Genomic DNA, 26,043 nt, shown 5'->3' on the forward strand with positions numbered 1-26,043 from the left:
CAATTTTCGGGCTAGCGGCCCGCCGGGTGACTGCTTCTGACAACTTAGTACAGGCGGGTCCGGTCGCGCTGCCAGAGTAGCAACAAGATCAGCCCTACCAGCATTCCGCCTAAGTGGGCGAAGTGCGCCACATTGTCACCAGGCACGCGATGCACGCCCGTGTAGAACTCGTAGAGACCATAGAAGCCAATCAGGTACTTGGCCTTCACGGGGATTGGTATGGGGAAGAGCACCAATACGGTATTCGGGAAGAAGAAAGCAAAGGCCAGCATCACCCCAAACAGGGCCCCCGACGCCCCTACCATGGGCGCGCTTATGCTGTCCTCATACATTCTCTGCATTGAGGCCAGCGCCCCGCTGATCAGTTGCGGGTCGTTGGGGGTGCGGTGCAGCTGGGTGGCTACGGTTTCGTACGCCTCACGGTGCTGCTTCAAATGGTTGTCGACGAAGTCCATCAGGTGCACACCGGTGGGCTCCCGCTGGAAGGTTGTAATGTCCCGCTGCATACCGTTCAGCTCGTAGGAGCGCACCCCGTTGTAGAGCAGCCCCGCCCCCAGGCCGCAAATCAGCCAGTAAGTGAGAAAGCGACGGGCGCCCCAGCGCTGCTCCAGCATCGGCCCGAAGACCATAAGCCCCAGCATGTTGGAGAACAGATGCCCCAGGCCGCCGTGCATAAACATGTGCGTCAGCGGCTGCCACACCCGGAAATACGATGACTCAAACGGATACATGCCCAACAATCCCACCCGGCTGCCCAGCTGCAAGGTGATAAAAAACACCACCACATTGGCGATGAGCAGGTTGCGAACCGTAGGCGTGAGCTGGAACATGAAGCGCAGATTGGGCAGATTAAGGTGATTTCACAGATTTTTTGTGCTTACGGGAATTCGGTTGAATTCGCTGGCTGCCGGCAGCGCGAAGCGGAAGCTTCGCGCATCGTTGGATGATTGTGGCCTTCGACGCCCGTACGAATGGCGTTCAACGATGCGTGAAGCGGAAGCTTCGCGCTGCCGGCATCAGCTGGCACTCTGCGAAATCAGGCCAATCTGCATAATCTGTGATTTAGCGAGTAAAGAAAGCTTGCAGCTGGCCCAGCTCCAGCAGTACCAGGGTGCGGCGGCCGTCGGGGGTGTAGTTGGGTACCTGGCAGGCGAAGAGCTTATCCACGAGGGCCGTCATTTCCAGCTCGGAGAGGCGGGAGCCGGCGGCGCTGGCCGCCACGCGCCGGGCCAGGGCGCGGGCCAACTGCTCACGGCGGTCCAGCTTAACGGTGCCGCTGCCGGTGCGAAACTGCTCGATGAGGCCTTCCAGCAGCTCCTTTTCGTCGCGGGCCGGCACGTCGGCCGGAATGCCCTCCACGGCAATGGTGTTTTTGCCGAAGTCGGTGAAGCGGAAGCCCAGGGCACGCAGGGCTTCTTCTACTTCGCGCAGCACGGCGAAATCCTGGGGCGTAAACGTGACCGTGCGCGGAAACAGCAGGGTCTGGGAGGCGCTGGTGTCGCGCTCCAGGGCCTGAGCGTACTGCTCAAACAGGATTCGCTCCCGCGCCGCCACCTGGTCAATCAGCATGACGCCCGATTTCACGGGCACCAGCAGATACTGCTGGTGCAGCTGGAGCACCTTATTGCCCGGCCCCGTGGACGACTCGCGCAGGGGCAACTCCGGCGCCGGGGCGGCGGATTGAGCTGGAATAGTTTCCAAGGGCGGCAGGCCAGCAAAAGCTGCCGCTGCTACAGAGGCTCCGGACTCATCTTCAGCTTCAGGAACAGGCGGCGCGGGACGGGCGGCAGTGAAGGCGGTGGCCGAGGGCACCGGCACGCCGGTGGCTGTGGCTTCGCGCTCCACATCGGGCACCTTTACCTGCTGAAGACTTTTATAAAACTCTTCCAGCTCCCGCTTGGCCTGCTCAGTAGGCCGGGGCGGCAATTGCCGCTCGTACGCATCGGTTCGGGCGGGGGGAAAACCGGCAGGTGTCGTGCGAGGCGTGGCCGCGCGAGCGGCGGCCGAGGCCAGGGCGTCCGGCTGGAAGTCCTGCGTAAACGGGTGCTGCTCGGTGCCCGCTAGGCGCAGGGGCTGAATGGGGGCGAAGTTCACGTCCCCGTCAAAATCCAGGGAGGGCGCCATGTTGTGCAGGCCCAGGCTTTGCTTCACGGCGGCCCGCACAATGGCGTACACGGTCTTCTCGTCCTCGAACTTGATTTCCGTCTTGGTGGGGTGCACATTGATGTCGATGGCCTTGGGGTCCAGCTCCAGAAACAGCACGTAGAACGGGTGCGTGTCTTTAGGCAACAGGCCTTCGTAGGCGGCCAGCACGGCGTGGTTGAGGTAGGCCGAGCGGATAAACCGGTTGTTGACGAAGAAAAACTGGTCGCCCCGGCTTTTCTTGGCCGACTCCGGCTTACCGATAAAGCCCTTTACGGTAATAAAGGGCGTCACCTCCTCCACCTGGGCCAGCTGCTCCTTGTAGCCGTTGCCGAGCAGGCTTACGATGCGCTGGCTTAGCTTGCCGGCCGGCAGGTTGAACACCTCCAGGTCGTTCTGAAACAGCGAGAAGCCAATCTGCGGATTTGCCAGGGCCACGTGCTGAAACTCGTCCAGGATGTGGCGCATTTCCACCGCGTTGCTCTTGAGGAAGTTGCGGCGGGCCGGCACGTTGAAGAACAGGTTCTTGACGCTGATGCTGGTGCCGTCGGGGCAGGCTACGGGCTGCTGGGAGCTGATCTGGGAGCCTTCCACCAGCAGCAGGGTGCCGGTATCCTGGTCGCGCTGCTTGGTGCGCAGCTCCAGCTGGGATACGGCGGCAATGGAGGCCAGGGCCTCGCCCCGGAACCCCAGGGTACGGATGCGGAACAGGTCGTCGGTGGTGCGGATTTTGGAGGTGGCGTGGCGCTCCAGGCTCATGCGCGCGTCGGTGGGGCTCATGCCCGAGCCGTTGTCGACCACCTGCACCAGCTGCTTGCCGGCTTCTTTCACGATGAGCTGCACCTGGGTGGCGCCGGCGTCCACGGCGTTTTCCAGGAGTTCTTTCACCACCGAAGCCGGGCGCTGCACCACCTCGCCAGCCGCAATCTGGTTGGCTAAGTACTCGGGGAGCAGCTGAATAATATCTGCCATACACAAAAGGAATTTCGACGAGAAAGGCGGGCGGTTCACCCCGCCAGCGGCCGGCCCTAGGTGCCTGACTACAACCGGCGTCGGGAAATAATCCGTAAGTTTGCGGCCAGCTTTTGTGCGCGCCGCACTGGACGGATTTTTGCGCTGGTGCGTTAGGAAGGGGAAAGTTGGCAGGGACGCCGCGGCCACAAACACCAGCGGCGGCCCCGGCCGGCGCTCCGCTGGAGCCCGCACGAGAGTGGGCAAAAGTAGGGCTATTTCCGCTTGCTTTCAATCTTGCCCGAACCCTCTTATCAGACCCGAACTCCCGAGAGCCGATGCTCAAAGACTTGCGGATTAGACTCCTTCTGCTGCTGTTGGCCGTTACGGGTCTAGTCATTTCCTCGTCGGCGCCGCGCCTGCCCGACGACGGCACCCGGCCCATGTCGGTGGCGGAGCAAACCTGGGTGGACAGCGTATTCAACTCCCTGACGCCCGACCAGCGCCTGGGTCAGCTGTTTATGGTGGCGGCCTACTCCAACAAGGACCGTAAGCACGCGCAGTACATCGAGTTCCTGGTCAAGAACTACAACATCGGGGGGCTGATGTTTTTGCAGGGTGGCCCGCGCCGGCAGGCCTTGCTCACCAACCGCTACCAAGCGGCTGCCAAGGTGCCCCTGCTCGTGGCCATGGACGCCGAGTGGGGCCTCGATATGCGCCTCGACTCGTCCATGCACTTTGCCAAGCAGATGACGCTGGGCGCCATGGACGACGACCAGTACGTGTACCAGATGGGCCGCGAAATAGCCCTGAAGATGAAGGCCTTGGGCGTGCACGTGAGCTTTTCGCCGGTCGTGGATGTCAACTCCAACCCCAGCAATCCGGTTATCGGCAACCGCTCCTTCGGTGAAAACAAGGAGCAGGTGGCCCGGCGCGGTATTCAGTACATCCGCGGCTTGCAGGACCACGGCGTGCTGGCCGTAGCCAAGCACTTCCCCGGTCACGGCGACACTGATGTGGACTCCCACGTAGCCCTGCCAGTTATCAACTCCGACCTGGCCCGCCTGACCAACGTGGACCTGTACCCGTTCCAGAAATCGTTTGAGCAGGGCGTGATGGGCGTGATGGTGGGCCACTTGTATATGCCCTTGTTCGACACGGTGCGTACCTTATCGGCTACCATTTCCCGGAACCTGGTAACGGGCCTGCTCAAGGAGAAGATGGGCTACCGGGGCCTGGTGTTCACCGACGCGCTGAATATGAAAAGCGTGTCGAACCTGTACAAGGCCGGGGAGCTGGACGCCTTGGCCCTGGCCGCTGGCAACGACGTGCTCCTGTTTTCGGAAGACGTGCCCGTGGCCCTGGTGAAGATCAAGGAAGCCATTGCCGCCGGGCAGATTACCCAGGAAGACGTGGACCAACGGGTGCGTAAGATGCTGCGGGCCAAGTACTGGGCCGGCCTCAACCGCTACCGCCCCATCGACGTGCCCAACCTGATGACCAACCTGAACCGGCCCCTGAGCCGGCTGGTGCAGCAGCAGATTTACGAGCACGCCACCACCGTCGTCAAAAATGACGACGACCTGTTGCCCTTCCACCGCCTCGACACGCTGCGCATTGCGGCCGTCACCATCGGGTCGGAGGCCTCGACCTACCGCGAGATTATGGGCAAGTACCAGAGCGGCCCGGTGTACGCCGTGCCCAACCGCTACGCCCTCGACTCGACCTTTGCCCGCATTGCCGGCCGCCTGGCGCCCTACAATGTGGTGGTGGTGAGTTTGCACAACATGAACAACACGCCCACCCACAACTACGGCATCGGGGAAGGGGCGCTGAAGTTTCTGCAAGAGCTGCAAGCCAACCCGCGCGTCAAAACCGTGGTGGTGGCTTTCGGTAATGCCTACTCGCTCAAGCACCTGGAAGCCAGCCGCACGCTGGTGTGCGGCTACGAAGACAACTACCCCGCCCAGCTGGTGGTGCCCCAGGTGCTATTTGGGGCCCTGCCCGCCAAGGGCCGCCTGCCGGTCACGGTGTCCGAAACCCTCAAAGCCGGCCAGGGCCTGCCCACCCCCGACTTCCGCCGCCTACGCTACGGCACGCCAGAGGCCGTAAACCTCGACTCCCGCATCTTGGCCCAGATTGACAACGTGGCCCTGGAGTCGGTGGCTTACGCGGCGGCGCCGGGCTGCCAGGTGCTGGTAGCCAAGGACGGCATGGTGGTGTTCGACAAAAGCTACGGCTACTGCACCTACGACAAGTCGCAGCCCGTCAACAGCAGCACGCTCTACGACCTGGCGTCGGTGACGAAGGTGGCCGGCACCTTGCAGGCCATCATGTATCTGAAAGACCAGGGCCGCATCAACCTCGACGATAAAGTAGCGGCCTACCTCACGGAGCTGAAGCAAACCAACAAGCGCGACATGACCGTGCGCGACGTGCTGCTGCACCAGGCTGGCCTCAAGCCGGGCATTCCCACCTGGGAGCGAACCATCACCAAGGCCAGTCCCAAGCCCACGTTCTACGCCAGCACGGCTTCGCCCGAGTTTCCGCGCCCCGTGACGCCCGAGCTGTACAGCATCCGCACCGCCGACGACTCGGTGTGGACCTGGGTGCAGCGCTCGGGCCTGCTGCCCAAGGTGAAGGGCAAGTATCCGGTAGAGTATTCTGACCTGAGCTTTATTATTCTGAAGCGCTTGGCTGAAAAGGTGCTCAAGGAGCCGCTGGATGCGTTTTTGCAGAAGAATTTCTATCAGCCCCTGGGCCTGGGCACCATGACTTACAACCCGCTCACGCGGTTCCCGAAGTCGTGCATTGCCCCTACCGAGAACGACACCTACTTCCGGCGCACCCAGCTGCAAGGCACCGTGCACGACCAGTCAGCGGCCATGGTGGGCGGCGTGGGCGGGCACGCGGGCCTGTTCTCGAATGCCAACGACCTGGCCGTGCTGATGCAGATGAACCTGCAAAATGGCCGCTACGGCGGGCACCGCTTCTACCAGACGCCCGTAGTGACGGAGTTTGCCCGCAGCACCGAGGCCGGCAACCGCCGCGGCCTGGGCTGGGACCGGGGCGACCCATCCAAGCCCGAGGGCCCCACCAGCAACCTGTCGCCGGCCAGCACCTTTGGGCACACCGGCTTCACAGGCACCTGCGTGTGGATGGACCCCGAAAACAAAATCCTCTACATCTTTCTTTCTAACCGCGTGTACCCGGACGCCGGCAACAACAAGCTGCGCCAGTACAACATCCGCACCCGCATCCACGACGTGATTTATAAGTCCTTGCAGAAGACATGACCTGTTGTCCGGCTTTTCTGTTTCTTTGACTCCGCAATCGGCGGTAGGGCGTTCTTTAGAGCGACTTGCCGCCGATTTTTGTTGTCATTCCGAGCGGAGCGAGGAATCTGAATCGCGGATTGAGCAGATTTTAGGATTGCACGGATTTTGGTCACATTATATACAGTCATCTGTCTCGTCACCGAAATCCGCGAAATCTGAGCAATCCGCTCAATCCGCGATTCAGATTTCTCGCTCCGCTCGGAATGACAGTTCTCTTCCCCTACCCTTGCTTGCCCGTCTCGCCCCCTTGACGGCGCAAGCTGAAGCTACCGCCACATGAACATCGGCATTGTCTGTTATCCTACGTACGGCGGTTCCGGCGTGGTGGCTACGGAGTTGGGCAAGGCCCTGGCCCAGCGCGGCCACCGCGTCCACTTTATTACTTACAGCCAGCCCGTCCGCCTCGACTTCTTCAACGAGAACCTGTTCTACCACGAGGTCTACATTCCGCCCTACCCGCTGTTCCAGTTTCCGCCCTACGAGCTGGCCCTGGCCTCGAAGATGGTGGACATCGTGCAGAACGAGAAGCTCGACGTGCTGCACGTGCACTACGCCATTCCGCACGCCTCGGCGGCCTTTATGGCCAAGCAGATTCTGCTGACCCGCGGCATCCGCATCCCGGTGGTAACTACGCTGCACGGCACCGATATTACGCTGGTGGGCAAGGACGTGAGCTACGAGCCGGTAGTGACGTTCAGCATCAACCAGTCGGACGGCGTGACGGCCGTGTCGGCGGACCTGCGGCGGGAGACGTACGAGTATTTTGCCGTGGAGAAGGATATTGAGGTGATTCCCAACTTCATCAACCTGGAGCGCTTCAAGAAGCAGAACAAAGGCCACTTCAAGGCCGCCATTGCCCCGGAGGGCGAACAGCTGCTCGTGCACACCAGCAACTTCCGCTCGGTGAAGCGCGTGGACGACGTGCTGCACATTTTTGCCGGGGTGCGGAAGCAGATTCCGGCCAAGCTCCTGCTCGTCGGCGACGGGCCCGACCGGCCCCGCATCGAAAAGCTCTGCCGCGACATTGGCTTCTGCAACGACATCCGCTTCCTGGGCAAGCTCGAAGCCGTGGAAGAAGTGCTGAGCATTGCCGACCTGTTCCTGATGCCTTCCGAAAAAGAAAGCTTCGGCCTGGCTGCCCTGGAAGCCATGGCCTGCGAGGTGCCCGTCATCAGCACCGACGCGGGCGGCATCCCGGAGCTGAACGTGCACGGCCAAACCGGCATGGTCAGCCACGTCGGCGACGTAGACGACATGGTAAAGAACGCCCTGTTTGTGTTGGATGAAGAAAACCTGCCCCGCTTCAAAGCCGCCGCCCGCGCCCGCGCCGAGACGTTTGCCGTGGACAACATCGTACCCCGCTACGAAGCCTGTTACCAGCGGGCCATTGATGCGGTACTGGCAACAGTATAATTGCTCTTCCAAGAGGAAGAATCCGTCTTTTTTATAAAGAACACAATCTTTGGAATGCCGAAAGCCCCTTACATCAACATGGATGTAAGGGGCTTTTTGATGGGCTATAGTACTAATACTTGGTCGGTTATCAGAGCTGAGAAGCTGTGTCGTTTAAATACCTTCATCTGGAGCAGATGAATCGACACTTCCCAAACCTAAAGCAACGGTCAGTACCAATACGCTCAGCACGATGAGCCACAGGGTGTCCGAGCCTGATGCATCACTATATTGCCAGATCAGGTATAGCCCACCCCACCAGCCACCAAAGGCGGGTAGTGTTATAGCTAGCAGGCTAGGCCGTTTATTCTTAAGTAAGGCCACCAACCAGAACGCAATCAATCCTATAATGAAGGGAATGCCGGCTACGAAGAATATAATCGTCCAGAGTATTTCACCAACGGACCTATTTTTCATCATTTCGGCCAGCGCAGGAGTAGTGGCAAGTATCCAAGCCATACCTACTGCCGCCAAACGTTTAATTCTGCTCATGCACTAATGGCTAGAACATAGCCACCGCCTCTCGTTTCACAGCCAACAAGGCGCCTGCGGTGGGGTCGGTTTCGTCGGTGATGAGGCTTTCGAGGATGCGCTTGGCCAGCTCGGGGCCGCGGGCGTGCTGGGGGTCGGGCAGGGTGCGAAAGGTGGTGTTGATGCGGTTTACCACGTTTTCCTGGGCCTGGCGCACCTGGGCCCAGGTTTCGGGCTGCATGTAAAGTTGCTGGCTGAGGTTGTGCTCCACCTCGGCCCGGATTTCCTGGAGCAGCAGGCGGTGGTAGTCGGCGGCGGAAAGGCCGGCCGAGCTGACGCGCACCAGCAGGTTGCTGGGCGTGATGCGCTCCAGCAGCATCGTGACGCGCTCCAGGGCTTGCAGGCGCAGGGGCAGCGTGGTTTTGCTGGCTTCCAGGCGCAGCTCCATCAGCCGGCGCTGCTGCTCCTTCTCCAGAAACTGCTGAAACAGAAAGTAGATGGCCCCGGCCACAATGAGTGCCGGCAGGATAATCTTTAGCAAATCGAACAGATACTCAGTGGTGTTCATTAGCGAAAGGTGGTGAGAGAACGATGATGGACGCGTAGGCCGGAAAACGTCATGTCATTCCGAGCAGCGCGAGGAATGACAATAGCCTTGGCACACATGAATTGGGCAAAGATAGGCCGTGAACCGCGGGCCCCAAGCCGTTGTTATACGACCAAACGCAGCTACGGCTCGACGCAGTGTCCGTTCTTCTATTCCGAAGGCACACTGCTACTCTTGCGGGCTTCGTATCTTTGCGACCTACCTTCCCTAACGACGAACAACTTATGGCAACGGCCGTTTCCACGAAACTTGCTCCCATCAGCCTCACTCCCCGCGCCCTGGAGGAGGTGAAGAATATTCTGCGCGAGAAGAACGTGCCCACTGAGTACGGCTTGCGCGTAGGCGTGCAGGGTGGCGGCTGCTCGGGCCTGAGCTACCTGCTCGGCTTCGACAAACCGAAAGACCAGGACGAAACCTTCGACCTGGAAGGCGTGACGCTCATCATGGACAAAAAGCACGCTATGTACGTGCTGGGCATGGAGGTTGACTTCCAGGATGGCCTCAACGCCCGCGGCTTCGTCTTCAACAACCCCCAGGCCAAGAGCACCTGCGGCTGCGGCTCCTCGTTCTCGGCATAATCACCGATTGGCGCTGATTTCTTTGCTTGCGCTGATTAGCTAAAAAACAGCCCCGGCTTTGCGGCCGGGGCTGTTTTAGTACTATGCTGTAGCTGGCAACTAGGCTGTTACCGGCGTGCCAAGCAATTCCATTACTGCCGCAGGATTCTTGACTTCAATGACGAGCTGATCGTAGCTGTCATCCTTTAGGTCGATAACGAGGGCGTTCTTGGCGTTGCGCACATCCCAGAAGACGCATTTACCCTCACGCAGATAGGTGCCCGCCACTAGTACGCCGGGAATATGGGTGCCCGGCACCCGCCAGCCTTTCCACCAGCCGCGGTGCGCGTTTGGGTCTTGGCGTACGGCTCGGATGTGAGCCCGCGGAATCTGCAACTGGCTTTTGAATGCCCATAGCTTATGCAGCCCTTTGACGTCGAATAGCACGTCACTGCCCTGGATTGTTACGTCTACCATATCGATGTGAGAAGTAAAGAATTGTTACGTGAATATACTTTGCTTCTCAGGAAAAGCAACTGCTTCTACTGCCCTACTGGCTTGATACTCACGGCCGTGCCGCCGCCGGGGGCCAGCTGAAGCTTCAGCACGGTTTTGCTGTCTACTTTCTGCTTGCGAATCTGATACGTCATAGGGTTTTGTTCCCAGTGGGCGCCCTTGCCGTCGGCGTAGATGGTGGCTTCGTAGCGCTGGCCGGGCCGCAGGAAATCCAGCTTTACCTGCTGTTGGCGGGCGTTTTCGTCGGTGATGCTGCCTAGGTACCATTCGTCCTTGCTTTTGGCCTGGCGGGCAATGGTGATATAGTCGCCGGGCTCGGCCAGTAGCACGCGGGTGTCGTCCCAGTCCACGGGCACATCCTTGATAAATTGGAAAGCGTCGAGGTGCTGCTCGTAGGCTTCGGGCAGGTCGGCGGCCATTTGCAGGGGCGAGTACATCGTCACGTACAGGGCCAGCTGCTTGGCCAGGGTGGTATGCACCTGGCGGCCTTTGTTGGCGGTGGGGTTCCAGCGTTCGAGCTTGATCTGGAAGATGCCGGGCGTGTAGTCCATGGGGCCGCCCATGAGGCGGGTGAAGGGCAGAATGGTTTCGTGCTCGGGCGGGTTGCCGCTGCTCCATGCGTTGAACTCGTTGCCACGGGCGGCTTCCGAGGCCAGCCAGTTGGGGTAGGTGCGGTGCAGGCCCGTGGGCCGCACCGACTCGTGCATGTCCACCATAATCTGCTGCTGGGCCATTTTCTGGGCCGTGCGCACAAAGTGGTTGACCATCCATTGCCCATCGTGGTGCTCCCCGCGCGGGATGATGCGGCCCACGTAGCCGGTTTTTACGGCCTGGTAGCCGTGCTGCTTCATGAAGCGCAGTGCCTCATCCTGGCGCCGCTCGTAGTTGGTGACGGAGGAGCTGGTTTCGTGGTGCATCATAAGCTGCACGCCTTTACTGGCGGCGTAGCGGTGCAGCTCGTCCACGTTGAAGTCGGGGTAGGGCGTCACGAAGTCGAATACTTCTTCTTTCCAGTTGCCGGCCCAATCTTCCCAGCCTACGTTCCAGCCCTCCACCAGCACGCTTTGCAAGCCGTGTTTGGCCGCGAAGTCGATGTAGCGCTTCACGTTTTGGGTGTTGGCGGCGTGGCGGCCGTTGGGCGTGAGCTGGCTCCAGTCGGTGGTGGCCAGCTTGATATTGCTCACGTCGGCGTAGTTCCAGCTGCCTTTGTTGACGTGCATCTCCCACCACACGCCCACAAACTTCTGGGGCTTGATCCAGCTGGGGTTCTGGATGGTGCTGGGCTCGTTGAGGTTGAGGATGAGCTTGGAAGCCAGCACCTCGGGGGCCCGGTCACTGACCACGATGGTGCGCCAGGGCGTGTGCTCGGGGGCTTGCAAGTAGGCCTTGGCCCCGGTGCCCGTGGCGTCGGGCACGAGCTGGCTGGTGAGGCCAAAGCTCCGGGTGTCCACGTTCAGCATCAGAGCCGGGTAGTTTACCAGCGCGGCCTCGTGCAGGTTCACGTACAACCCATCATCCGACTTCAGCATCAGGGGGGTCTGAATTCGGTTCGGGGCGGCTTTCTGCTGAATGGCCTCAATCGGCGTGGTGTTCACCTCGCTTAGGCGGGTGGTGCTGTAAGTGTACTCGTTGGAGTCGTAGTCGCCGGGTATCCAGAAGGCGTGGTGGTTGGCGGGCAGGTTGAACTCGGTTTGCTCGTCCTGCACCGTGAAATAGGTAAGACCTGGCTGCTCCGGCACCTCGTAGCGGAAGCCCAGGCCGTCGTCGTACAACCGAAACCGCACCACCAAGCGGCGACCCTGCGGCGCGGGCTGCTGCAAGGTCACGGCCAGCTCCCGGTAGTGGTTGCGGATGCTCTTCACCTCGCCCCACACCGGCTGCCAGGTGTCGTCGTGCTGGCTGCTGTCGATGTGGGCCACGGAGAAACCCTGGGCAAGGCCCGGCTGGTTTTGCAGTACCAGCCCGAGGCGGCTGGGCCGCACCACCGTTTTCGGGCCGAAGCTGAGGGCGTAGGTCGGCTCCCCGCTCGGACTCAGCTGAAAGCGGAGCGTAAGCTTACGGGACGGTGAGCGGAGAGTTTGGGCCAGGGCGGGCACAACGAAGCCAGCCAGCAAGGCGGCAGCCAGGACGAGAGCAGCACGGTTCATACCTTGAAGGTACACCGCCTCCCCGACCCAACCAATTCAGTTACCTGAGCTACGTCACTTACAGCAACACGTCGAGCGTGAGCGTGGGCATTGCCAGCAGGCGGCGGCCCACGATGGACATGGTGCCCTCCCGATACTCGGCGCGGAAGCCATTGGCCAGGAATACGTTGACACCCGCCCGGAACCGGCGGCTGAAGCAGAAGTTGGTACCGAAAGCGCCGCCCACGTTCAGGTCGTGGAGGGTGCCGCTGCCGCCGAGCAGGTTCCAATGATACCACGAGTACACCCCACCCACGCCCACCAGGGGCTCCAGAAACGGGTGGCGGCTGGGCAGGTAGTAGGTCAGCAGCCCAATGCCCGCACCGCCATGCTCTTCCCGGCGCACGTAATCCAGGGAGCGGGCCCCCACGGCTTTCAGGGCAAACCGGGAGCTAAAGCGCAGTTCGGCCTGCACGCCCACGGCCTGGTAGGTGGCGAGGATGCCAGCAGCCAATCGGTAGCCGGAATTGCGCGCGGTGCTGTCCGGCTTCTGCTGGGCTAAGACAGAAAGCGGCAGGGCAAAACTGATGCTGAGGAGTAACGGTTTTATCATGCAGGAGAAGAATAGTAGCCCAGAAATATAGTGGAAGGCCGCGCAGAATCTGCTACTTGGCTTAGCGGCATCGGTGCCGGGCTTAGCAGCAGTGGTGCTGGGCGTAGAAGGATTGGGGCTAAGGTTAGCAGCGTTGGTGCCGGGCTTAGCAGCATCGGCGCCAGGCTTAGGAGCATCGGTGCCAGGGTTGGAAGCCTTGGCGCCGGGGTTAGGAGCATCGGTGCCGGGCTTAGCAGGATTGGGGCGAGGGTTAGAAGGATCTGCGCGGGAGTTAGAGGGGTTTTACCTGTGCATGATTAGCTGAAATCGTACGGGTAGCCGATGGCTTGCAGGTCGGCTTCGAGCTGGTACCAGTCGGGGGTGGTGTTGACCAGGGCGTGCACCATGGGCCGGGTGAGCGGGGTGCCGTGGTAAATCTGCTGCACCACGGCGAAGGGCAGGCCGCCGACGTGGAAGATGTCCTCTTCGCCGTAGTATTCCTCGGCCCAGTCGATGTAGGTTTGGGGGTTATTGTCGAAGATGCCGAGCAGGTCTTCGGAGCCGTCTTCCGGCTGGTTGGAGTCGCCGAGCTGCCACTGGCCGGGCTGGGTTTGCCAGAAGCAAAACGTGGTGCCAATGGAGCTGACTGGCTCTCCAAACATGAACTCCCGAAACACTTCGGGCAGGCGCCGGGTTAGCTGCTCCTTGTCGGGCTCCGGGAGGCCGTCGGCGTAGCCGTTGAGCACGCACCCCTCCGCCCGAAACAGCGCCAGCAATTGGTCCCCTTCCCCATCGTTCATCTCAAAAAACTCCTCCCCCGGAGCCCAATGCGCATCGTAGGAGTAATACCGGTACTCCAAGTCCGGGTAGATAACCGCATCCAACGTAGCCAGCGCCTTGCAGAGCTGTTGCAGAGCGGCTTTATCGGGCAGGGCGGTGTAGGCAGCGGTGGAAAGCATGGGATGGTGAGGTGGTGAAGAGTGGGTGGTGAGTTGTCATTGTGAGGAGGCAGGACGACGCAATCCGTCTTGGTCACGGCGCTAAGCTCTACCGTGGCGCCTCACCCCCCGGCCCCCTCTCCGAAAATGGAGAGGGGGCGCCTGGCGTCAGGAAGTTACCGGCAGAAGAAGTGCCAACCTGATCAGTGAAATTAGTTCAACATCTGCCCAATCTGTGATGATTAATACGTCTTGGTCATGTCGGTGGGCACAACGAGCACGAAATCGGCTTTTTGCTCGTGCTCTTTTTCCAGCTCATCGAGCTGCTCCTGGCTCACGGTGCTGATGGTAAGCACGCGCAGGCGGGGGTTGAGCTGGCGTAGGTAGGCCAAGATGCCGTCGTGGTGGTCAGAGTGGTAGGCGCCGTTGAGATGGAGCAGCAGGTGGCCTTCAGTTCGGGCCTGGTTCAGGAAGTAGGCCATGGTGGCGTCTTTCAGGGCCTGGGCCTGAATGATGCGCTGGGCTCCGGCGCCGTGGGTCGCGTCGGCGCCGCCGAACATCTTGGCCATGTTCTTATAGCCCGGCAGCTCGTAGTCGACCGTCAGTGGCAACGGGGCCAGCCAGGCTTTTTCGGCGGTGGGCAGGGCATCGAGCACGCCCAGGCCGCCCTTGGCTACCTGGGAGGCGTAACGGCGCGGTACGTTGGTGCCCACCACGCGAAACTTCTGCTGGCGGGCCAGTTGGAGCAGGGGCTTGTAGTCGGTGGCGTAGTTGGGCCAGGGGCGGCTTTGTTCCTCGAAGGCCTTATCGTCCAGCTCGCCGGTGGTGTACTGGTCCACGAGGGGCTGCACGTCGCGCTCAAACATTTCCAGGCCCAGCACCAGCTGGCCCTGGCGCAGGCGCAATAGGTCTTTGACAACTTGCAGCTCCAGCCAGTGGGCCAGCGGGTCGTTGTGCTGCTCCCCGAAGAACACCACGTCGGCGCGGGCCAGCTCGCGCACCATCTGGTTGTAGCTGGCGGGCCGGCCGGCGGCCGTGAACAGGCGGTAGGCGGGCTTGTCGTCGGCGGGGGGGTGGGGGCCGAAGCTGGAGAGTACCAGGCAGGCCAGCACAAGTGAAAGAAACAGGCGCATTCCCGAAGATACCGCACAGCTCCCGATTACCCCTACGCGCCCGGCCTTCTACGCCATGCGCTCCGGCCAGAAACCGAAAACCCCGCCGTTGCAGGGCGGGGTTTTCGGTAAAAACCTGCGGAAGCGGGTGCCAGGCTAGGCTTTATAGAACATCCATTTCGCCAGCTCCCGGTAGTTTACCTTTTTGCCGTACATGAGAATGCCTACGCGGTAGATGCGCCCGGCCAGCCAGGTAGTAAACACAAAGCCTGCCACCAGCAGAGCCATAGACAAGGCCAGCTGCCAGGCCGGCACGCCCCCGAAGGGCAGGCGCATCATCATAGCAATGGGCGAGGTAAACGGAATCATCGACATCCAGAAAGCCACCGTGCCGTTGGGGTTGGTGGTGAGAATGGCCTGCGACACCACAAACGCCAGGATCAGCGGCATAGTCACGGGCATCATAAACTGCTGGGTATCAGTGTCGTTGTCGACGGCTGAACCAATAGCCCCGAACAGGGCACCGTAGAACAGATAGCCACCCAGGAAATAGAACAGAAAGCAGCCGATAAGCAGCGGCACGTTCAGGTCGGCATTGCGCAGAGCATTGCTAAACTTGGCAGCTATGTTGGTTTCTTTCTTGGCGGCTTGTTGGGCGGGCGTATCCTGGCGCACTACCGCGGTAGCCTGGGCTGCCCGAGCCTCCACTACTTTGTCGGGGCTGATAGAGCCGGCCATTACCGTGCTGATGCCCATGGACAGCAGCACCCAGATGCCCAGCTGGGTGAGGCCTACAGCGGCAATACCAAGCACCTTGCCCATCATTAATTGGAAGGGCTTTACGGTCGAAATGACCACCTCCACGATGCGGCTGGTTTTCTCTTCCATCACCCCACGCATAATCTGCACGCCGTAAATGAAGATGAACATGTAAATCAGGAAGCCGCAGAAGTAGGCCACACCGGTGCTGATGCCCGTGCTGGAGCTTTTCTCGCCCTCGTCGCTCAGGCTCACCGTTTGCAGGTCTACGTCCACTTTGAGCTTGTCGAGGGTGGCGCGGTCAATGCCGGACTGGGCCAGACGCTGGTTCTCAATCTGCCGATTCACGGCACGCTTGACATCCGTTTCCAGGCTCAGGCTCAGTCCCTTGCGCGAAAACACCTGGAAGCCGCCTGGGTTGGCCAGGTCGAGCTTGGGCACGTAGAGCAGGGCATCATACTTGCCTTTCTTGAACTCCTCCTTGGCCTGGGCCAAATCCGGTGCGGCGGCCACAAAGCGGATGTCGTCCTTGGGCTCGGGCAGCTGGCCGGCAAATAGGTTGCCGGCGTCGGCTACGGCCACCACTTTGCCGTTGTCGGCCATGCGCGCAATGAGCACGGGCACGGCAAACAAGGCCACCGTGAGCAGCGGCCCAATCAGCGACATAATCAAAAAACTCTTCTTGCGCACCCGCGTGAGGTATTCGCGCTGCACAATAAGCCAGATTTTATCCATGGGTTGTTGGGTCTTGGGGGCTTGGGGTCTTGGGGTCTTAGCCGGTGGGTAGTGAGGTGGTGAGCTGATGTTCTGTCATCCTGAGCTTGAGAACTACGGGATGATAGAGGTTCATTTCTCACATTCTCCACATTCCACCACATTTTTCACATTTAAAAACGTCATGCTACTTCTTCCTCCACCAGGGTTTCGGGCATGGTTTCGCGCACGCGGCGGATAAAGATGTCGTTGATGCTCGGAATCAGCTCCCGGAAGGCGTGTACCTCCACCTGGCCGGGCCCGATGAGGTAGCGCAGCAGGTCGTTGGGGGTAGTGCCGCCGTGCAGCTTGATGACATCGTAGAAGTAGCCGTTTTCGCGCTCCTGGTGCTTAAGTACCTCAAAGTCGGGATGCAGCAGCATCAGGCGGCCCTTGCCTTCCACTTCGTAGGTCTGGGTTTTGAACTCGTTTTTGATGGCGCTAACCGGCCCGTCGAGCACTTTGCGGGAGCGGTTGATGAGGGCAATATTGTCGCACATCTCCTCCACCGACTCCATGCGGTGCGTGCTGAAGATGATAGTGGCGCCTTCGTCGCGCAGGCGCAGAATTTCGTCCTTGATGAGGTTGGCGTTGATGGGGTCGAAGCCCGAAAAAGGCTCGTCCAGAATAATCAGGCTGGGCGCGTGCAGCACGGTGGCCACAAACTGCACCTTTTGCTGCATGCCCTTGCTCAGGTCTTCCACGTTTTTGTCGGCCCAGGCCTTGATGTCGAAGCGCGTCAGCCAGCCTTTGATGCGCTCCGTGGCGTCGGCCTGGCTCAGGCCGCGCAGGCGGGCCAGGTACAGCAGCTGCTCTCCCACCTTCATCTTCTTGTAGAGCCCCCGCTCCTCGGGCAGGTAGCCCACGTGGGCAATGTGGCTGGGGTTGAGCCGTTCGCCCCGGAAGCGGACCTCGCCCTCATCGGCCCCGGTTATCTGGGTGATGATGCGGATAAGGGACGTTTTGCCGGCGCCATTGGGGCCCAGCAGGCCGAAGATGCTGCCCTCCGGAATGTCGAGGCTCACGCCATCGAGGGCCACGTGGGCGGCGTAGGCCTTGCGCACGTTCAGGGCTTGGAGAATGGGTTGCACAGGCTGTTGAGAATGAGGTGAAAGTGTGGTGAAACGAATGTAGGCGTTTTGCCGGCTAGTGTACCGGAAAAATTCAACTAACGGGCTGCTTTACTCCTCCAACTCCTTTAGCAGCGCCTCCAGTCGGTCGAGGTGCTGGCCGTAGAGCTTTTGCAAGTACCAGCGCGTAAACCAGCGCATAAAGAAGTAGCCGAGTAGCCCCACGAAGGCATAAAAAGCAACGAGTATCCCAAGCCCCAGCAGCAGCTTTTGCCCCGACAGCTCCTGCGCTAACTTACTGCCAATGAAGAATAAGCCGATGCCGAAGGTGATGGGCAATGACCACATAGTAGCCCGGTAGTACAGCTGCACCAGCCCCCGCAGGCTGCTTAGCTGCCGGGCCACATGCTCCCGCAACGCCCCGGCGGAATCGTTCAGGCTCCGCAGCACGGCGAGTTTGCGGCGGAAATAGAAGCCGCTGAGTAGGCACATGATCAGCATCCATACCAACATAGCCTGAGTGTGTCCATCCTTCACTTCACGTAAAGCACTAGCAGCCAGCAGAACGAAGGCGACAGCAATACCAATTTCCAGCCACACATTACGCCGCATCTTGGCCACTGGACTGCCAGAGCGGCGAGCCAGCAGCAGGCGCACGGTCTTATCGTCGAGGATAGGTTCGGATGGCGCCGACTGCTGCCAGCGGCGGCGCAAGTCATCGAGTTCCATGAGCGGCGGGGCGGGTAAGGAGTTGGCGGAGCTTGTCTTGGATGCGGTGCATTTTCACACGCACGTTGTTTTGGGTAATGCCAAGGATATCGGCCATTTCCTCGTAGGTGCGTTCTTCGAGGTAGAGCAGCACAAAGGCCTTGTCCACGTCGGACAGGCGGTTGATGGCGCGGTAGAGGGCAGCCATTTCTTCGGGTTCGTACGTAGCGGGTTCGTCGGGCTGGGCCAGATGATGAGCCGCGTTGCCCTCGTCGGCGCCGAGGCGACTGGACCGGGGGCGGCGGGTACGCTGGCGCAAGCCGCTGATGGCCACGTTCAGGGCAATGCGGTAAAGCCAGGTGCTGAGCTTAGCCCCGGCCTGAGGCTGGTAGCGCGGCCACGCCCGCCACAGCTGCAATACCACTTCCTGAAACAGGTCCTGCCGGTCGTCAGGGTCGGAGCAGTACAGGCGGCACACCCGCCGCAGCAAGGGCTGGTACTCCTTCACGACAGCTGTAAAATCAGGCGGCGCAGGGGCGGCGGGGCTCATAGCAGGGCAGCAAAGTCAAGGCATATATCGGCGGGCTCGGCTCGGCATTACAGAAGCGCTGCAGATTTTTTTGAACAGATAAAAAGCTGAACCTACTAGCCCCCTGCTGGCGCGAGTTTAGCGTAGCGTAACTCGTGCCTGAGCATGAGGTGGAGGCTGCGCCTCCACTGCCGCGCCAGCGGCAAGCCGGTACCGGGCCACCAGGAGCAGACGTCGGTCGTTCTGGCGGGGGGAGGCGCAGCCTCCCGTCATAGTGGGCACGAGTTACGCTGCGCTAAACTCGCGCCAGTACCATACAAACAAAAAGCCCGCCTTCCGAAAATGAAGACGGGCTCTTGCAGAATCGACGGAATCAGCAGTAATCCGTGGTTCTTACTGGAAATACTCCTTCACTTTCTCGAAGAAGCCTTTCTCGTTTTTGCCGGGATTGGGCGTGAAGTTGCGCGAGTCGCGCAGGCGCTCCAGCAACTCCCGCTCTTCGCCGGTCACGTTCTTGGGCGTCCACACGTTCAGGTGAATCAGCTGGTCGCCGCGGCCGTAGCCGTTGATGTCCTTGATGCCTTTGCCACGCAGACGCAGGATTTTGCCCGGCTGGGTGCCCGGCTCCACCTTAATCTTCACCTTGCCTTCGATGGTCGGCACCTCAATGCTGGCGCCCAGGGCGGCATCTACGAACGAAATGTACTGCTCGAACATAATGTTGTTGCCGTCGCGCTTGAGCAGCTCGTGGGGCTCCTCCTCAATCTGAATAAGCAGGTCGCCAGGCACGCCGCCCCGCTCGGGGTAGTTGCCTTTGCCGTTCATGCTCAGCTGCATCCCCTCGGCCACCCCGGCCGGAATGTTGATTGGAATAACCTCTTCGTGCAGCTGGCGGCCTTCGCCGTGGCAGGTATCGCACTTGCTGGTTACGACCTTGCCCTCGCCTTCGCAAGTGGGGCAGGTGCTGGCACTCACCATCTGGCCCAGCATGGTGTTTACCACGCGCTTCACCTGGCCCTGGCCGTTGCAGGTGCCGCAGGTTTGCAGGTCGGTGCCGTTTTTGGCGCCCGTGCCCGTGCAAGTGGTGCAGGCCACGTAGCGTTTCACCTTGATTTTCTTCTCGACCCCGTTGGCGACTTCCTCCAGGTCGAGCTTAAGCTTGATGCGCAGGTTGGAGCCCTTACGCACCCGCCGGCCCTGGCTGCGGCCATTGCCGCCCCCGAAGAAGCTCTCGAAGCCGCCGCCCCCGAAGATGTCGCCGAACTGGCTGAAGATATCCTCCATGTTAGGGCCAGCGCCGTTGCCGCCCACGCCTTGGTGGCCGTACCGGTCGTAGCGGGCCCGCTTCTGCTCGTCGCTGAGCACCTCGTACGCTTCAGCGGCTTCCTTGAATTTGTCTTCGGCGGTGGGGTCGTCCGGGTTTTTATCGGGGTGATACTTGATGGCCACCTTGCGGTAGGCCTTCTTTATCTCCTCCCCCGACGCCGTTTTCGCGACGCCCAGCACCTCGTAATAATCTCGCTTCGTTGCCATTGTTGTGGGGGTACTAATCCGTCATGCTGGGCGCAGCCCCTCGCGTGCCGACGTTGGAATACTAATTCAACGGTGCCACGCCAAGTGCTCGGGTAAGCTCAGCATGACAACCATTCAATGATACTTACTGGCCCAGCACCACCTTGGCGTGCCGGATTACCCGGTCGCCGAGGTAGTAGCCTTTTTCTACCTCATCAACAACCTTGCCCTTCAGCTCATCTGTCGGGGCCGGAATTTGGGTAATGGCTTCGTGCAGGTCGGGGTCGAAGGCGCCGCCCCTGGTTTCCATGGGGGCCAGGCCCTTTTGGCTAAGCGTTTTTTGCAGCTTGCTATAGATAATGTCGATGCTTTCGCGCACGGCATTAGCATCAGCAGTGTCTCTGGTGTGGTGGCGGGCCCGGTCGAAATCGTCGAGTACGGGTAGCAGGGCCACCATCAGCTCCTGGTTGGCGGTTTTGAACAGGTCGGCGCGCTCCTTGGTGGTGCGGCGCTTGTAGTTTTCAAACTCGGCGGCCAGGCGCAGGTATTTGTCTTTCAAATCAGCCAGCTCCGTTTCAGCTTTGCCACCCGCCGGTACGGCTTCCGAGCCCTCTGCCTCCCCTAGTTCAGGAGCATTCGGTTCCTCGGGCAGCTCACCGGCTGCAAAGTTGGTGGCAGAATCCTGGTTGAATTGAACGTCGTCGGGGTTGGGATAGGTGTTATTAGCCATGGTTGCGAAGAATCTTCGAAATGGGTTAAATCGGTTAGCCATAGGCAGCCAGAGCAGGCACAAGGAGCCTGCCAAAGCCCCTTGCCGTGTCAATTTGGCACAACAACCGTAGGTACTTGAGCTTTAGTTCAGACGCAGTGGCCGGTGCGGTGTTCCGGCGTTACAGCCGTGGTATCCTGCTCGCTACTCACTGTGTAAGGCCTGCCAAATCATATCTTTCAGCTGCTGGATATTCTTATTCGTGAGGCTGGAAATGAAGATGCTGGGCACATCGGCGGGCAGGCTTTGACGGATTTCGGCTTCCAGTTCCTCATCCAGCATATCCGTTTTGGTGATGGCCAGCAGGCGCTTCTTGTCCAGCAGCTCCGGGTTGAACTGTTCCAGCTCGCCCAGCAGCACCTGGTACTCGGCCACGATATCAGGCGAGTCGCAGGCAATCATGAACAGCAGGATGGAGTTGCGCTCAATGTGGCGCAGGAAGCGGTGGCCCAGCCCCCGCCCTTCGGCCGCACCCTCGATGATGCCGGGAATGTCGGCCATCACGAAGGACTTGTAGTCGCGGTAGGGCACCACGCCGAGGTTGGGCGTGAGCGTGGTGAAGGCGTAGTCGGCAATCTTAGGCTTGGCCGCCGACACCACCGAGAGCAGGGTGCTCTTGCCGGCGTTGGGAAAACCCACCAAGCCCACATCGGCCAGCAGCTTCAACTCCAGAATCACCCACTCGTCGATGCCCGGCTCGCCGGGCTGGGCATACTGGGGCGCCTGGTTGGTGGCCGACTTGAAATGGTCGTTGCCGAGGCCGCCACGGCCACCGGGCGTCAGAATCACGCGCTGGCCGTGCTCGGTGATTTCCACTTTCTTTTCGCCGGTTTCGGCGTCGCGGGCCACGGTGCCCAGGGGCACCTGAATAATAACGTCTTCGCCCTGGGCGCCGGTGCGCAGGTTTTCGCCCCCGTTTTCGCCGGGCTTGGCAATCAGGTGCTTCTGGTACTGCAGGTGCAGCAGGGTCCAGAGCTGGGAGTTGCCTTCCAGAATGATGTGGCCGCCGCGGCCGCCGTCGCCGCCGTCGGGGCCGCCGTTGGGCAGGCCCTTGGCCCGGAAGAAGTGGTGGGAGCCCGCCCCACCCCGGCCCGAACGACAGTTAATCTTTACGTAGTCGATGAAGTTATTGCTGGCCATGTTGCGCTTGGATGAAAAAGAACTGTCATCCTGAGCGCAGCGAAGGATCTGAAAAACAGCCACCAGAGCGGGGCTATTGTCCTCCAGATCCTTCGCTGCGCTCAGGATGACAGACGATACTGTTTACGGCTGCGAAGTTACGCTTTTACTTCGTCGGTGGCCTGGCGGCTGCTTTCCGAGGTGGCGGGCTGGTGCTGGTCGATGATGGCGCAAATCTGGCCGAAGATGTCCTCGATGGCGCCGATGCCGTTCAGGGCGTGAAACTTGCGCTGCTCGGCGTAGTAGCCGGCTACCTGGGCGGTTTCGGTGTTGTACACCGTCACGCGCTTGCGGATTTTAGTTTCGTCCTGGTCGTCGGGGCGGCCCGAGGTTTTGCCGCGCTCCAGCAGGCGCTTAACCAGCTCCTCCTCGTCTACTTCCAGCGCCACCATGCACGATACCTTAGTATCGTGCTGGGCCAGCAGCTGGTCGAGGCTTTGAGCCTGGGGCACGGTGCGCGGGAAGCCGTCGAAGATGAACCCGGCGGCTTGTTTGTTGGCGTTCAGGGCCGAATCAATCATGCCGATTACCACTTCGTCGGGCACTAGCAGGCCTTCGTCCATGAGCTTTTTGGCCCGCAGGCCTAGTTCGGTGCCCTGGGCAATCTGGGCGCGCAGCAGGTCGCCGGTGGAGAGGTGCACCAGGTTGTAGCGGGCAATCAGCTTCTGGCTTTGCGTTCCTTTGCCGGCGCCGGGCGGGCCGAAGAGCACGAGATTCAGCATGAGTAGCGGGGTGTTACGCGGAGGAAGGGGGAAAACGGGGAGGAAAGAAAGATACGGAATCAAGACCAACAAAGTGCGACCCGCCGGCACGCCGGCGAATTTTAGCTAGTGCCCTACACCGCTTTGTACACGTCAGGATAGTTGCGCCCCAGGCCGTCGTAGTCGAGGCCGTAGCCCACGATGAAGTCGTTGGGGATACGCAGGCCCACGTAGCGGATGGACAGCTCGTGCTGCAAGCATTCAGGCTTCAAAAACAGCGTGGCTACCTCCAGCGAGGCCGGCTGGTGCTGGCTGAGCTGGCCCAGGAGCTGGTGCATGGTATGGCCCGTATCCACAATATCTTCGACGATGACGACGTGGCGCCCGGCCAGCTCCTCGGTCAGGCCCAGCACCTCCTGCACTTGGCCGGTGCTGCTGGTGCCCTGGTAGGAAGCCACCCGAATAAAGCAGACCTCGCAGGGCAAACTGATGTGCTTCAGCAGGTCGGCCGCAAACATAAAGGAGCCGTTGAGCACCACTACAAACAGCAGCGTCTGGCCGGCGTAGTCGTGGTTGAGGCGGGTGCCAACCTCCCGCACGGCGGCGGCCAGCTGAGCCGCCGGGAGGTAAGAAGCAAACTGCTTGTTGTGCAGCGAAATATGATCCGGATTCATCCGTGCTAGGGTTTGGCCGAGGAGGGAGGCCGGCCAAAGGTAGCAGAAAAAGCCGCCCCTCGGGTGCAGAAGGGCGGCTTGATCTGGCGTTTTTCGGGGTTGCTTTTGGATTGTTTGCCCGTCGAAGCTAGCTATTCAGGGCTTTCTGCAAGACCGGTGAAGCGGGTTTATCAGCTGAGCTATGGCTTAGACTCAGCCTAACCAATGAACAACACAAACGATAAACGAGCGGCTTCTAGCGGCCCAGCAGCACCAGCACCGATTCGGCAGTGCGGTTGGTCAGGTCGGCGTACTTCACCTTGGGGCGAATCTGCTCCTGGGTTTTCCGCTCCCACTCGCCGGGCCGGGCTACGCCCTGCTCGGGGGCCGCAATGTGGGGCGCAATAACCAGGGACACAATGCTCATCAGCTTGATAAGGATGTTCATGCTGGGGCCGGAGGTGTCCTTGAACGGGTCGCCCACCGTGTCGCCGGTCACGGAAGCCTTGTGGGCCTCGGAGCCTTTGTACTGCATGGTGCCGTCAATCATTACGCCCTTCTCAAACGACTTCTTGGCATTGTCCCAGGCGCCACCGGCGTTGCTCTGGAACATAGCCATGAGCACCCCGGCCACCGTAACGCCGGCCAGCGTGCCGCCCAGCACTTCGGGCCCCATGGTGAAGCCCACGATGACGGGCACGATGAGGGCAATGGCGCCGGGCAACAGCATTTCGCGGATGGCGGCCTGGGTGCTGATGGCTACGCACTTCTCGTACTCGGGCCGGCCGGTGCCCTCCATGATGCCGGGAATCTCGCGGAACTGCCGGCGCACTTCCTGCACCATGGCCATGGCCGCGCGCCCCACCGCCGAAATGGCCAGGGCCGAGAAGATAAACGGAATCATGGCGCCCACGAACAGCCCTGCCAGCACGCGGGCATTGCTGATGTCGATCCGGTCGATGTTGGACGTGCCCATGAAGGCCGCAAACAAGGCCAGCGACGTGAGAGCCGCCGAGGCAATGGCGAAGCCTTTGCCCGTGGCGGCGGTGGTGTTGCCCACGGCGTCCAGAATATCGGTCCGCTCGCGCACTTCCTTGGGCAGCTCGCTCATTTCGGCAATGCCGCCGGCATTGTCGGCAATGGGCCCGAAGGCGTCGATGGCCAGCTGCATAGCGGTGGTGGCCATCATCCCGGCTGCGGCAATGGCTACGCCGTAGAGCCCGGCCGCCTCAAAGCTTAGCACAATGCCCGCCGCCAGCACAAGGATGGGTAGCACGGTGCTTTCCATGCCCACGGCCAAGCCCCCAATAACGGTGGTGGCGTGCCCCGTGGAGCTTTGGCGCACGATGCTCAGCACGGGCCGCTTGCCCATGGCCGTGTAGTATTCGGTGATAATGCTCATCAGCGTGCCCACAACCAAGCCCACGAGCACGGCCCAGAACACGTCGGTGGCGGTAAACGGCGCGGCACCGGGCCGGTTGATTACCAGGTCGCCGGCCGGCAGCATCCATTGAATGAGGAAGTAGGAAGCCACTGCCGACACGCCCACCGATACGTAGTTGCCCAGGTTCAGGGCGCCCTGCACGTTGCCGCCTTCCTTGACGCGTACCATCAGAATGCCTATCAGCGAAGCCACAATGCCGGCCCCGGCAATAACCATGGGCAGCAGAATCGGCGAGAGGCCCTGAAACTGGTCGCCGACGGCCACTACTTCGCGGCCCAGCACCATGGTAGCCAGAATAGTAGCCACGTAGGACCCGAATAGGTCGGCGCCCATGCCGGCCACGTCGCCCACGTTGTCGCCCACGTTGTCGGCGATGGTGGCGGGGTTGCGGGGGTCGTCTTCGGGGATGCCGGCTTCCACCTTGCCCACGAGGTCGGCTCCCACGTCGGCGGCTTTGGTGTAGATGCCGCCACCCACGCGGGCAAACAGGGCAATGCTTTCAGCCCCGAGCGAGAAGCCAGTCAGTACCTCCAGGGCCGTTTCCATCTCAATGCCATTGGCCCCGCCGCCCTTGCTCACGACAAATAGCTGGTAGAAGACAATAAACAACGAGCCCAAGCCCAGCACCGCCAGCCCGGCCACGCCCATGCCCATCACCGAGCCCCCGGAAAACGACACGTTCAGGGCCCGGCTCAGGGAAGTGCGGGCCGCCTGGGCTGTACGCACGTTGGCCTTGGTGGCAATCTTCATCCCGATGTAGCCGGCCAGCGCCGAAAACACCGCCCCGATGATGAAGGCAATAACGATAACGGGGCTCGACTTTTCGCCGGTGCTGCCCAAGTAGAACAGGAAGACGCTGGCCACCAGCCCAAACAAGGCCAGCACGCGGTACTCCGCTTTCAAAAAGGCAATGGCGCCGTCGGCAATGTAGCCGGCAATGGTGCGCATCCGCTCATCACCGGCGTCTTGGCGGCTTACCCAGCCCGAACGGAGCCACGTGTACAGCAACGCCAGCACACCCAGTGCCGGCACTACGTAAAGAAAATTCATCATAAACGGTGGGAAAAGAGAGTGGTGTTAAGGTTGCGAAAAGAACGAATGGGCGGGTAAAATACAGGAAATATATAGACCTTGGTCTAGACTTGAGACAGAGAGAGGTGAGAA

Annotated in this window: 22 protein-coding genes; 3 read left to right on the forward strand and 19 right to left on the reverse strand. The window is 60.8% G+C overall.

The genetic code is table 11. The features are described 5' to 3' along the window. Positions 1-44 precede the first annotated feature (44 nt). Positions 45-830, reverse strand: coding sequence for a rhomboid family intramembrane serine protease (locus OIS53_RS09945; RefSeq protein ID WP_264682254.1), 786 nt, complete (start codon positions 828-830; stop codon positions 45-47). Positions 831-1,062: 232 nt separating this feature from the next. After that, on the reverse strand, positions 1,063-3,114 hold the full coding sequence (gene mutL / locus OIS53_RS09950; protein WP_264682255.1) for a DNA mismatch repair endonuclease MutL: 2,052 nt from the start codon (positions 3,112-3,114) through the stop codon (positions 1,063-1,065). A gap of 317 nt (positions 3,115-3,431) precedes the next feature. Here mutL and OIS53_RS09955 point away from each other — a divergent pair, with 317 nt between their 5' ends. Together OIS53_RS09955 and bshA are read left to right on the forward strand one after the other, a co-directional pair. After that, positions 3,432-6,389 carry a glycoside hydrolase family 3 N-terminal domain-containing protein gene (locus tag OIS53_RS09955; protein WP_264682257.1) on the forward strand — a complete coding sequence of 986 codons (2,958 nt, stop codon included), beginning with the start codon at positions 3,432-3,434 and terminating at the stop codon, positions 6,387-6,389. A gap of 318 nt (positions 6,390-6,707) precedes the next feature. Beyond that, positions 6,708-7,844, forward strand: a complete 1,137-nt coding sequence (gene bshA, locus OIS53_RS09960) for an N-acetyl-alpha-D-glucosaminyl L-malate synthase BshA (RefSeq protein WP_264682258.1) — start codon at positions 6,708-6,710, stop codon at positions 7,842-7,844. Between the two features lie 153 nt (positions 7,845-7,997). On the opposite strand, the gene OIS53_RS09965 is transcribed toward bshA, so the two are convergent. Together OIS53_RS09965 and OIS53_RS09970 are read right to left on the reverse strand one after the other, a co-directional pair. Further along, positions 7,998-8,375: a hypothetical protein gene (locus tag OIS53_RS09965; RefSeq protein ID WP_264682259.1), complete on the reverse strand. Its 378-nt coding sequence runs from the start codon at positions 8,373-8,375 to the stop codon at positions 7,998-8,000. Positions 8,376-8,385: 10 nt separating this feature from the next. After that, on the reverse strand, positions 8,386-8,922 hold the full coding sequence (locus OIS53_RS09970; RefSeq protein ID WP_264682261.1) for a DUF7935 family protein: 537 nt from the start codon (positions 8,920-8,922) through the stop codon (positions 8,386-8,388). 263 nt (positions 8,923-9,185) lie between these two features. On the opposite strand from OIS53_RS09970, the gene OIS53_RS09975 reads away from it, so the two are divergent. Next, a complete protein-coding gene (locus OIS53_RS09975; protein ID WP_264682262.1) occupies positions 9,186-9,539 on the forward strand; it encodes a HesB/IscA family protein in 354 nt (117 codons plus the stop codon). A 99-nt stretch (positions 9,540-9,638) separates the two neighbouring features. On the opposite strand, the gene OIS53_RS09980 is transcribed toward OIS53_RS09975, so the two are convergent. The 15 genes from OIS53_RS09980 to OIS53_RS10050 all read right to left on the reverse strand — a co-directional run bounded on the left by OIS53_RS09980 (position 9,639) and on the right by OIS53_RS10050 (position 25,932). After that, positions 9,639-9,995 (reverse strand): PH domain-containing protein, encoded by a 357-nt coding sequence (locus OIS53_RS09980; RefSeq protein WP_264682263.1) that lies wholly within the window; start codon positions 9,993-9,995, stop codon positions 9,639-9,641. Between the two features lie 65 nt (positions 9,996-10,060). Continuing rightward, positions 10,061-12,181, reverse strand: coding sequence for a glycoside hydrolase family 97 protein (locus OIS53_RS09985; protein WP_264682264.1), 2,121 nt, complete (start codon positions 12,179-12,181; stop codon positions 10,061-10,063). Positions 12,182-12,239: 58 nt separating this feature from the next. Further along, a complete protein-coding gene (locus tag OIS53_RS09990; RefSeq protein WP_264682265.1) occupies positions 12,240-12,773 on the reverse strand; it encodes a hypothetical protein in 534 nt (177 codons plus the stop codon). Positions 12,774-13,069: 296 nt separating this feature from the next. Continuing rightward, the gene (locus OIS53_RS09995; protein ID WP_264682266.1) at positions 13,070-13,711 is read right to left on the reverse strand and encodes a hypothetical protein; all 642 of its coding nucleotides are present in this window, start codon (positions 13,709-13,711) and stop codon (positions 13,070-13,072) included. A 221-nt stretch (positions 13,712-13,932) separates the two neighbouring features. Further along, positions 13,933-14,823, reverse strand: a complete 891-nt coding sequence (locus tag OIS53_RS10000; protein ID WP_264682267.1) for a ChaN family lipoprotein — start codon at positions 14,821-14,823, stop codon at positions 13,933-13,935. 135 nt (positions 14,824-14,958) lie between these two features. Beyond that, a complete protein-coding gene (locus OIS53_RS10005) occupies positions 14,959-16,296 on the reverse strand; it encodes an ABC transporter permease (RefSeq protein ID WP_264682268.1) in 1,338 nt (445 codons plus the stop codon). Positions 16,297-16,457: 161 nt separating this feature from the next. After that, the gene (locus tag OIS53_RS10010; RefSeq protein ID WP_264682270.1) at positions 16,458-17,405 is read right to left on the reverse strand and encodes an ABC transporter ATP-binding protein; all 948 of its coding nucleotides are present in this window, start codon (positions 17,403-17,405) and stop codon (positions 16,458-16,460) included. Between the two features lie 90 nt (positions 17,406-17,495). Then, a complete protein-coding gene (locus OIS53_RS10015) occupies positions 17,496-18,113 on the reverse strand; it encodes a hypothetical protein (protein WP_264682271.1) in 618 nt (205 codons plus the stop codon). Beyond that, the gene (locus tag OIS53_RS10020) at positions 18,100-18,642 is read right to left on the reverse strand and encodes an RNA polymerase sigma factor (RefSeq protein WP_264682273.1); all 543 of its coding nucleotides are present in this window, start codon (positions 18,640-18,642) and stop codon (positions 18,100-18,102) included. The genes OIS53_RS10015 and OIS53_RS10020 overlap by 14 nt, the downstream gene beginning before the upstream one ends. Positions 18,643-19,014: 372 nt before the next feature. Further along, positions 19,015-20,154 (reverse strand): molecular chaperone DnaJ, encoded by a 1,140-nt coding sequence (gene dnaJ, locus OIS53_RS10025; RefSeq protein ID WP_264682274.1) that lies wholly within the window; start codon positions 20,152-20,154, stop codon positions 19,015-19,017. Positions 20,155-20,278: 124 nt separating this feature from the next. After that, positions 20,279-20,863, reverse strand: a complete 585-nt coding sequence (locus OIS53_RS10030) for a nucleotide exchange factor GrpE (RefSeq protein WP_264682275.1) — start codon at positions 20,861-20,863, stop codon at positions 20,279-20,281. 183 nt (positions 20,864-21,046) lie between these two features. Next, positions 21,047-22,042 carry a GTPase ObgE gene (gene obgE / locus OIS53_RS10035; protein ID WP_264682276.1) on the reverse strand — a complete coding sequence of 332 codons (996 nt, stop codon included), beginning with the start codon at positions 22,040-22,042 and terminating at the stop codon, positions 21,047-21,049. A gap of 137 nt (positions 22,043-22,179) precedes the next feature. Next, positions 22,180-22,803, reverse strand: coding sequence for an adenylate kinase (locus tag OIS53_RS10040; RefSeq protein WP_264682277.1), 624 nt, complete (start codon positions 22,801-22,803; stop codon positions 22,180-22,182). Between the two features lie 113 nt (positions 22,804-22,916). Then, on the reverse strand, positions 22,917-23,456 hold the full coding sequence (hpt, locus tag OIS53_RS10045; protein ID WP_264682279.1) for a hypoxanthine phosphoribosyltransferase: 540 nt from the start codon (positions 23,454-23,456) through the stop codon (positions 22,917-22,919). Between the two features lie 235 nt (positions 23,457-23,691). Continuing rightward, entirely contained in the window at positions 23,692-25,932 is a 2,241-nt protein-coding gene (locus OIS53_RS10050) for a sodium-translocating pyrophosphatase (RefSeq protein WP_264682280.1), read from the reverse strand. Positions 25,933-26,043: the final 111 nt, after the last annotated feature.

The sequence above is a fragment of the Hymenobacter sp. YIM 151500-1 genome (assembly GCF_025979885.1).
Lineage (GTDB): Bacteria > Bacteroidota > Bacteroidia > Cytophagales > Hymenobacteraceae > Hymenobacter.